The organism is Mesorhizobium sp. WSM4807, assembly GCF_055811615.1.
In genome coordinates, this window is record NZ_JBVVQY010000065.1 from 1 (window position 1) to 8,998 (window position 8,998).

The 8,998-nt window shown below is 58.0% G+C and carries 7 protein-coding genes and 2 pseudogenes; 7 read left to right on the plus strand and 2 right to left on the minus strand.

From position 1 onward, the window contains the following. Positions 1-12 precede the first annotated feature (12 nt). Positions 13-285 (minus strand): hypothetical protein, encoded by a 273-nt coding sequence (locus tag AC0L3N_RS33020; RefSeq protein ID WP_473551811.1) that lies wholly within the window; start codon positions 283-285, stop codon positions 13-15. A 193-nt stretch (positions 286-478) separates the two neighbouring features. Here AC0L3N_RS33020 and AC0L3N_RS33025 point away from each other — a divergent pair. The 7 genes and pseudogenes from AC0L3N_RS33025 (at position 479) to AC0L3N_RS33055 (ending at position 8,768) form a co-directional block, all read left to right on the plus strand. After that, a pseudogene (locus AC0L3N_RS33025) lies at positions 479-1,514 on the plus strand (IS110 family RNA-guided transposase). A gap of 1,154 nt (positions 1,515-2,668) precedes the next feature. Next, entirely contained in the window at positions 2,669-4,912 is a 2,244-nt protein-coding gene (locus AC0L3N_RS33030) for an FAD-dependent oxidoreductase (RefSeq protein ID WP_473551812.1), read from the plus strand. A gap of 336 nt (positions 4,913-5,248) precedes the next feature. Continuing rightward, positions 5,249-6,184 carry a 3,5-dioxohexanoate:acetyl-CoA acetone transferase gene (gene kce, locus AC0L3N_RS33035; RefSeq protein ID WP_473551814.1) on the plus strand — a complete coding sequence of 312 codons (936 nt, stop codon included), beginning with the start codon at positions 5,249-5,251 and terminating at the stop codon, positions 6,182-6,184. A 150-nt stretch (positions 6,185-6,334) separates the two neighbouring features. Beyond that, positions 6,335-6,787, plus strand: coding sequence for a PaaI family thioesterase (locus AC0L3N_RS33040; protein WP_473551815.1), 453 nt, complete (start codon positions 6,335-6,337; stop codon positions 6,785-6,787). A gap of 11 nt (positions 6,788-6,798) precedes the next feature. Further along, positions 6,799-7,013, plus strand: a pseudogene (locus AC0L3N_RS33045) (CoA-transferase); the annotation flags it as partial. 29 nt (positions 7,014-7,042) lie between these two features. Then, the gene (locus AC0L3N_RS33050) at positions 7,043-7,792 is read left to right on the plus strand and encodes an electron transfer flavoprotein subunit beta/FixA family protein (RefSeq protein WP_473551817.1); all 750 of its coding nucleotides are present in this window, start codon (positions 7,043-7,045) and stop codon (positions 7,790-7,792) included. Positions 7,793-7,805: 13 nt separating this feature from the next. Beyond that, positions 7,806-8,768, plus strand: coding sequence for an electron transfer flavoprotein subunit alpha/FixB family protein (locus AC0L3N_RS33055; RefSeq protein WP_473551819.1), 963 nt, complete (start codon positions 7,806-7,808; stop codon positions 8,766-8,768). On the opposite strand, the gene AC0L3N_RS33060 is transcribed toward AC0L3N_RS33055, so the two are convergent. After that, positions 8,765-8,998 (minus strand): hypothetical protein (locus AC0L3N_RS33060; protein ID WP_473551822.1); only part of this gene is annotated, 234 nt, incomplete at its 5' end. The two genes, AC0L3N_RS33055 and AC0L3N_RS33060, sit on opposite strands and share 4 nt — an antisense overlap.

Here is an 8,998-nt window from a genome sequence, read left to right on the forward strand (position 1 = left end):
CATCAGTCTTGTTTAGCTGAACCGACAATGCCGCCTTCGCATGCCTGGCATCAAGGCAGACGACAGGAAGGCCGTTTCCCGGAGTGCGTGCCAATGCCATGTGCACAACGGTCCTGTTTCCAAACCAATCTTTACAACTGATGGTGCATGTTTGCGAATCGCTTCAGTCAAAGCTTCCGGTATTGAGGCAACCTTGCCACGCCACACCACGGCGCCGGCTTCGTCAAGAACGCATACCGATGTCAGGTCGAGGGAAACATCCAGACCAACAAAATGCTTCGTCATTCCATTTCTCCACATGGCGAGGTCAAACGTCAGCAGTTTAGCTGAGTGCTGGATGCTCCGCGATCACGCCATGTATTCGGCTTGAGCCTCCCCTTTCGGACAGTAGTGGATGGTAGAAAGGTGCTGCGCTTCGCAGCGATGGTAAACGAGGTCATGTTTGCAACAGCCACAAGCATCGGAAAGGAAGCGCAGCATGAAACATTATGCCGGATTGGATGTCTCGGTCAAAGAGACATCGGTTTGCATTGTCGACGAAACCGGCGAGATTTGCCGGGAGATGAAGGTTCCAAGCCACCCCGATGACCTGGAAGCAGTATTGCAAGACCCTGCCTGGAACCTTGAACGGGTTGGTCTTGAAGCCGGACCTTTGTCGCAGTGGCTTTCGAAGGTTTAGCCAGGGCGGGCTTGCCGGTAATCTGCATTGAGACGCGTCACGTCAAAGCGCTCCTGAAGGCGCAGCCGAACAAGGCCGATCGCAATGATGCCCGCGGCATCGCGCAGATGATGCGGGTTAACCTTTACCGGCCCGTGCATGTCAAACCTCTGACGAGCCAGAAACGACGGGCGCTTCTGATGGCGCGCAAGCTGCTGCAGGGAAAGGCGATTGCCATTGAAAACGACATTCGCGGACTGTTTGCGCAATTTTGGGTTGAAGGTCGGTATGGTTGGAGCGGTCAAAATCGAGGAGCGGATTCGCGAGCTGGTGGATGGCATGACTGATCTTTAGGAGGTCATGGAGCCGGTGCTGACGGCGAGGCACAAACTGCGTGAGGAATTCTCCCGGTTGCACAAGAAGGTTCTGGACATCGTGCGCAACGATGAGGTGTGCCGGCTGTTGATGACGATCCCCGGTGTCGGTCCCGTCGTATCGCTGGCGTTCACGAGCACTATCGACATTCCGCAACGGTTCAAGAATTCGAAGGCTGTCGGACCAATACTGGGGCTGACACCGAAGCTCGAAGAGTCGGGGAAAGTAAGCGCGTTGGCCGCGTCTCGCGTGCGGTGACGCAATGATGCGAACGCTGCTTTACGAAGCTGCCCAGACGCTGCTAACCACGGTGAAGAAATGGTCTTGGTTGAAAGCCTGGGCGATGAATATTGCCAAACGGAGCGGTAAGCGAAACGCCATTGTCGCGCTCGCCCGCAGGCTAGCACTCATCATGCATCGCATGATGAGTGACGGTACCGAATTCTGTTGGAGGAAGGACGATTTGCCGGCCGCCATCTGATCTCAATCGGATAACGGCGCGGCACAAAAGGAGATGACGGAATCCGCAACCGGCGGATAGATGTCCTTCGCGGGACGTTGGTGGAGTAAGTTCGTGAAGTGGCTAGTTCGGTCGTCAAAATGACGATCAGGACGCCAATCAGATTGTTCTGCTTCATCATTTCTGACCCCATGGTGGGAGGGCCCAAAGCGCCGATCCCGGAGAGAAGCAAGACCCTGCGAAAGACATCAATGCCAGGAGACGCGGAAAAGCTCGAAAGCGCTTGACCTTGACCAGCCGAATAGAGAAGCCACTTCGCCTTGCTCATTTCGACGACGGCGACGATCGTGTTATCCTGTTCGAAAGCGGTAAGGGACCGGCTTGCGTCAAAAGACTGCGATATAGGGCGCCTCCTTCTGATGGTGGATTCAACAGCGCCGAAAGATGCCACACCCTCGCCGCTCGCCCCCATAGCATCCACCCGGTGGCGATGTCGACTCTGCTATTACTGCCGATATTGATCCGCCAGCTGCCACTGGCCGCCAAGATTGCCGTCCTAACCTGCGACTCGACGCATTGCGGCGAGGATGTGATCGGGCTCGATAAGCAGGCCGAGCGGGCGAGGATCGTGATCGGCGGGATCGGAGCGGCAAGGTATGGCAGAACGAGATGATGCGTCCGCCACAGCAGACCGAGGTCGCCGATATTGAGACAGACGGCGCCGCCTGCGTCACGCAACTTCGGCGTACGCATCCGTCGCTTACCTATCGCGCTCACCCTCATCCCCAACCGATCAGCCGTCGGCCGGTTTATCCAATCATGCTAATAAACACAGGGAAGCCCAGCGCAAGTCCGTGCTGGTTATTATCTGACCCAAACAAAATGACCGGACGCGGTCTTCAACTACCTGCGCTCATAACAACCAAAGGCCGGCAATAACGAATGGGGCGTGACCAACGGGGTGCGCTTGTTGAAGTTAACAGGCGAGGTGCGAACGATAGAGCGGCAATGTACGCGATAGTCCGCGCTCAGTGAGTTACCCGTAGCATGTACAGCAGTCTCAGGTTGAAAACTGGTGTTGGAAGTTATCTGACGAACAATGAACGACCGTCAAATTCGTCCGGTTTTCGCTCGTTCGTCGCGAGGGACACACATGATGCAAGGAGAGTACCGCAGTGTCTAGATTTCCGTCGCACGTTCAAGTTGTTATAATAGGCGGGGGAGCGGTGGGCGCGAGCGTTGCTTATCACCTCACAAAACTTGGCTATCAAGACATTGTCGTATTAGAACGCAACGCAATTGGTAGTGGCACGACTTGGCATTCCGCCGCCGGACTGGCGGCGACAAGCGAAAACCCTGCCTTCCTCCGGAATTTCCGTTACTCCCGAAGCGAGATTGGAACCATTGAGAAAGAGTCCGGGCTTAGCGTAGGGCGAAAAGTAATTGGACGGCTGATCTTTTCTCACGATGAAAAGAGTATGGCGCGGCTGCGGCGGATGTCGGCTCATGGTAGAAGCGCGGACCTCCCACTAGAGGTTCTGACCGCTGCCGAGACGCTGGATCTGCTGCCGATTCTTTCCCCTGAAGGCATCTTGGGTGGCCTTTGGAATCCGGACGCATACCGTGTGGACCCTACAGGCCTGACGGATGCGTTGTTTCGCCTTGCGCGACGTCGGGGAGCGAAAGTATTCGAGAATGCTCGAGTAACGTCTATTGCCGCTCACTCTGGCCTCAGCGCCGTAACAACGGAGGAAGGGAAAATCAATTGCGAAATCATCGTCAATTGTGCCGGGATTTGGGCCCGCGAAATTGCCGAAATGGTAAATTTATCGCTGCCGATAGTCGCTAATGAACATTTCTATGTTATCACAAAACCTATCGACGGAATTCCAACCGACATACCAAGTTTTCGTTCTGGAGACGACTTATTCTATGGCCGCGAGGAAGTCGGAGGACTTCTTCTGGGTGTATTCGATGAGAATGCACGAGTGATAAATGTCTCTGATTTGCCAAACGATTTTGCATTTGGCCTGCTACCAGAGCGATGGGAGCAACTGACTCCGTACGTAGACAACATTGTCGAAAAACTACCCATTTTTGCGAGAGCAGAGATAAAGACATTTATCAATGGTCCAGAAGCATTCACGCCGGACCATCGCTACATTCTCGGTGAATCCGATCGGGTGAAAGGATTCTATACATTGGCGGGCATGAACTCTGGTGGGATCGGTGCGTGCCTCGGGGCGGGCCGACAACTCGCGGAGCTTATTGTCCAAGGTGCCCCAACTGAAGATCTAACCGATGTCGACATTTGCCGATTCCAAGAATTTGAGAGGTCGGACGAATGGCTGAGACTGGTTGGCCCTGATCTGACTAGCTCTACCTACTTCTTCACACGGCCCAGCTCTATACACAAAGTCAGAGATGTGCGGATCTCCCCTGTTCATTCTTTACTCCAGGCACAGAACGCCAATTTCGAGCCAGTTTGCGGCTGGGAAGTTGCGACGTCGTTCGGCAACCCTGATACTGATCAGATTTCCGCGGAGGTCTCGCTGCTTGGCTCAGCCGCAGGTCTCGTGGATCAGAGCTATTTTGGCAAAATCCGACTCAGCGGCTCAGACGCCACGGATGTTCTTAGGAAGACGACTGCCGAGTCCCTGCCCGAGATTGGAACGGCCGCCAAGACATTGGCGCTTGTGAACGCGCGGGCAGGCATCGAGAGCATGCCCACCGCTCTTCCACTCGGGGCGGACGAATGGCTGCTTCTTGTCGAGCCAGCTGAGACGCCTCGGCTCCGCCGGTTTCTGTCATCTGTCGCGGTGCAGAGCAGGGTCACCGAGGAAACGTCGGCCTGGGCCCAATTTCTCATTGCAGGACGAGCGGCAGAAAGAGTCATCCGCGCCTTAGAGGACTTCGACGAAACAGGGCGGATACTTAGGAGCTACATCGGTGTGACTCCCGTGATAGTTTCGCCGATTGGCACGGAATTTGTCATTCTCTGCGCCACCGAATATGCAGTCACACTCTACAAGCACATTCTGGAGCACAGTAAAGTGGCTGTTCCGCAGTTTGCGCCTGTGGGTTCGTCGGCAATCGAGCGGCTGCGTATAGCGAAGGGGGCTGCCCGATGGGGGCGCGACGTTAATGCGTATCTCCCCGCGGTGCTCGGAGAGACTGAAATTGACTCTCATGTCACCAAGATAATAGGATTTCGAACCACCGGGATCACGCCGGCCGACCCGCAGGTTCACGCTCCAATTTGGTCGGACGATGCTTGTGTCGGCTACGTGACGTCGATTGGAAAAGCACCAGACGGACCTAGTGTGACCGCAATCGCCAGGATATTCGGAAGTCTCGGCCGGGAGATTTGGATTGACACCGGCGCTGGCATGGCCCGACTCGAAAAAGTATCCAGCTGAGGCCGCAGGCACGCAGAACCTACAGAAGCCGAGGTTTTCGCCGAGGTAGCCGCATGGCCGACCAGCTCGCTAAGATCGTGAAGCGCGGCTCAGAAGAGGGCATTGTGACGGTTGGGAACGGTGGATGACGTCTCGCCAGAATGGGCGCTTCTGTCTCCAACCAATAAGCTTTCATCACTCGCGCTCACGATTTCGGGTGGGCGCGGTGATGATCTACTGCGATACGCTCCTCTGATCACCTGACCATAAATCTTCGCACCTTGTAATAACTCTCGTTGCTCGCTCGCTAAGTCCTTTCCCGATTATAATGGCCAGGTAAGCTACTGGAGTATTTTTATGTCCGCTCGACGCAAAGTCGTCATCACTTGCGCGGTGACAGGCGCGGCGCACACGCCAACAATGTCGCCATATCTGCCGATCACTCCGGAGCAGATCGCGGAGCAGGCGATCGGTGCGGCGGAGGCGGGCGCCGCGATCGTCCATTTCCACGCCCGCAATCCTGAGGACGGCCGTCCGACACCAGACCCTGACGTATACGCTCCGGCCATCGATCGGGTACGCCGAGAGACCAATGTGGTCATCAACATCACAACGAGCGGCGGCCCGAAGGCGACCCTCGAAGACCGGATCGCGGCCGCGCAGCGATTCAAACCGGAGCTGGCTTCCTTGAACATGGGATCGCTTTCTCCCTACGGACGGCAGCGGATCCTCGATAAGTTGGAGCACTGGCAGCACGGTTGGGAGCGGGAACTGTTCGCAGCGGCGCCGTCCCGGGTCTATCCGAATACCGAGGAAATCATCACGCGGACGATCAAGGAAGTCGGCGCGGGCGGCACGCGCTTTGAATGCGAATGCTATGACGTTGGGCATCTCTACAACGTGGCCTATTTCGCGGGTATCGGCCTACTGACCCCACCCTTCATCATCCAGACGGTCTTCGGGTTTAGTGGCGGTATCGGCCTCGAGGCAGACAACATCACTCATATGCGCACCGTCGCGGACCGGTTGTTCGGGTCGGACTATCACTGGTCTGTCCTTGCGCCCGGAAAGCATCAGTTCCGGCTGTGCACCATGGGGGCGACCATGGGTTCAAATGTGCGGGTGGGGATGGAAGACAATCTCTACGTCGAGAAAGGCAAGCTCGCCCGGTCCAATGCGGAGCAGGTGGCGCGGATGCGGGACATCCTGACCCTTTTGTCCTTCGACATCGCGACACCAGATGAGGCCCGGGAGATGCTCGGCCTCAAAGGGCCAGAACAGACCCTTGGTTGAGATGCTGGCTGCAATGGACCAGTCGCTGTGCCCGGAGTTTCATAGCGGATATCATGGTATTCCTGGGGGCTACCTCGATGTCGAGGTGCCACGGAATCTGGCTTTGTTGCGGCAGCTAAGCGCTGAATGCTCGTGTGACAGAGGGGTCAAATGATCAATGAGCGGGATGTCAGTCCCATCCGTACCGCGGCGGGCCCCTGGAGCGAGGCGGATGTCAGGCGCATGCCAACCCAAGGGTTTCAGAAGCTTCTTGGGATTGAGCTCGACGAGGTGTCTCCGGAGTGCATCGTTGCACATGTCGACCTCAAGAACCGCCACATCAATTCTGGCGGTGCGGTGCACGGCGGCGTGCTCATGTCCCTTGCGGACAGCCTCGGCGCTATAGGGGCCCTGCGAAACCTCGGATCAATGCAAAGAACGGCGACGCTTGAATCCAAGACGAATTTCGTGAGCCCCTGTACAGGCGCGAGGATTTCCGCCGAATGCCGACCACTTCACCTGGGCCGACAGACATCCGTGTGGCACACCATGGTGCGGGATGAGGACGGGAGGATCTGCGCACATGTATGGCAGACGCAGATCCACATTGACGTCAAAGTTTGACGGGCCGGCCTTTCACCAAGATGGGCGACAGCACCATCATCGCCCAGGGCAAGGAAGTCAGCGAGGGCAAGGGCGATAAATACCTCATGAATGCGAGGCCTGTTGGCGGATATCTGCGGGGTCCATGCCTGGAAGGGCGATCGGGAGGGCTACTCATCCACCGCAAGACCGCCGGCATTCCCAGCCTCATGCTACGGCCGCGAAGATGACCGTCGCCCAGGTGGAGCGAAGGACGTTTCAGATGAGGAGGAATTGATGAAACTGCTGGTATGTGTGAAGCGCGTTGTGGACTACAACGTGAAGATCCGGGTGAAGGCGGATGGATCGGGCGTGGAATTGGCCAACGTCAAGATGTCCATGAACCCCTTCGACGAGATCGCCGTCGAAGAAGCCCTCCGCCTGAAGGAGCAGGGCAAGGCCACCGAGGTTGTCGCGGTCTCCATCGGGCCGGCGCAGGCCGCCGAAACGCTTCGCACGGCACTCGCGATGGGGGCCGATCGCGCCATCCTGGTGAAGACCGACGCCACGGTTGAGCCGCTGGCGGTCGCGAAGATCCTTAAGGGCGTGGCTGAGCAGGAGAAGTCGGATCTCGTGATCCTCGGCAAGCAGGCCATCGACAACGACTCCAACCAGACCGGCCAGATGCTGGCCGCGCTGCTCGGTTGGCCCCAGGGCACCTTCGCCTTCAAGGTCACGCCGGGCGAAGGCAGCGTCGACGTGACTCGCGAGGTGGACGGCGGTCTCCAGACCGTTTCCCTGAAGCTGCCAGCCATCGTGACCACGGACCTGCGCCTCAACGAGCCGCGTTATGCGTCCCTGCCCAATATCATGAAGGCCAAGAAAAAGCCGCTGGACGAGACCTCGCCGGACGCCTTCGGGGTCGATATCAGCCCGCGCTTGATGGTGCTCAAGACCGCAGAGCCCGGCGGCCGCAAGGCTGGCGTGAATGTCGGCTCGGTGGCCGAGCTGGTTCAGAAGCTGAAAACGGAAGCCAGCGTGCTCTAACGGAGATTGTGACATGACCACATTGCTGATTGCCGAGCACGATAACACTTCTCTCAAGGATGCCACGGCCAAGGCCCTCTCGCCGGCCACCGCTCTCGGTAGACCGGTCCATATCCTGGTGGCGGGCCAGAACGCCCGTGCGGCCGCTGAAGCCGCCGCCAAGCTGGCAGGCGTCGAGAAGGTTCTTCTGGCCGAGGGCGCCGCTTACGAGCATGGGCTCGCAGAACCCATCGCCGCCCTGATCGTCTCGCTGGCGGGACCTTACGACGCGATTGTGGCGCCCTCGACCTCTACGGGCAAGAACGTCCTGCCCCGTGTCGCAGCGCTACTCGACGTGGTGCAGGTGTCCGACATCACCAAGGTGGTGTCGCCCGATACCTTCGAGCGGCCGATCTATGCCGGCAACGCGATCCAGACTGTGCAGGCCACCGATGCCAAGAAGGTGATCACGGTACGCACGGCGGCCTTCCCGGCAGCTGGCGAAGGTGGCTCAGCTATCATCGAGACGGTGGGCGCGGTGGATGATCCCGGACTGTCGATCTTCAAAGGCGAGGAACTGGCCCATTCCGACCGGCCTGAGCTGACCTCGGCCAAGATCATCATATCGGGCGGGCGCGCCTTGGGCTCCGCGGGGAACTTCAGCAAGTACATCGAGCCGATCGCCGACAAGTTGGGTGCGGCCATGGGCGCATCACGCGCCGCAGTGGATGCGGGCTATGCGCCTAATGATTGGCAGGTGGGCCAGACCGGCAAGGTGGTGGCGCCAGATCTCTACATCGCGGTGGGGATTTCAGGGGCCATTCAGCATCTGGCCGGCATGAAGGACTCCAAGGTGATCGTCGCCATCAACAAGGATGAGGAGGCCCCGATCTTTCAGGTCGCAGACTATGGACTGATCGGTGACCTGTTCCAGATACTGCCTGAACTGAAACAGGAGTTGGATCAGGCCGCACACGATCTGCTTAAGATCGGCTAGCAATCAAGTTGTCGGCGTGGCGGGCTTGGCGACAGCCATTCGCCTGAAACACAAGGCTGCCGAGACCAGGAAGGATCTTTCAGTCCTCGTGATGGAGAGCCTCCCAGGTTGACGCCCATACCCTGTCCGACGCCATCATCGGTTGACCGTGCGTGATCCATGTTGAGGTAGCGGGTCGCCTCGAGCCAGTTCTCGTGGATCTCCACCGCCAATGCCCGAACCAGCCGCAA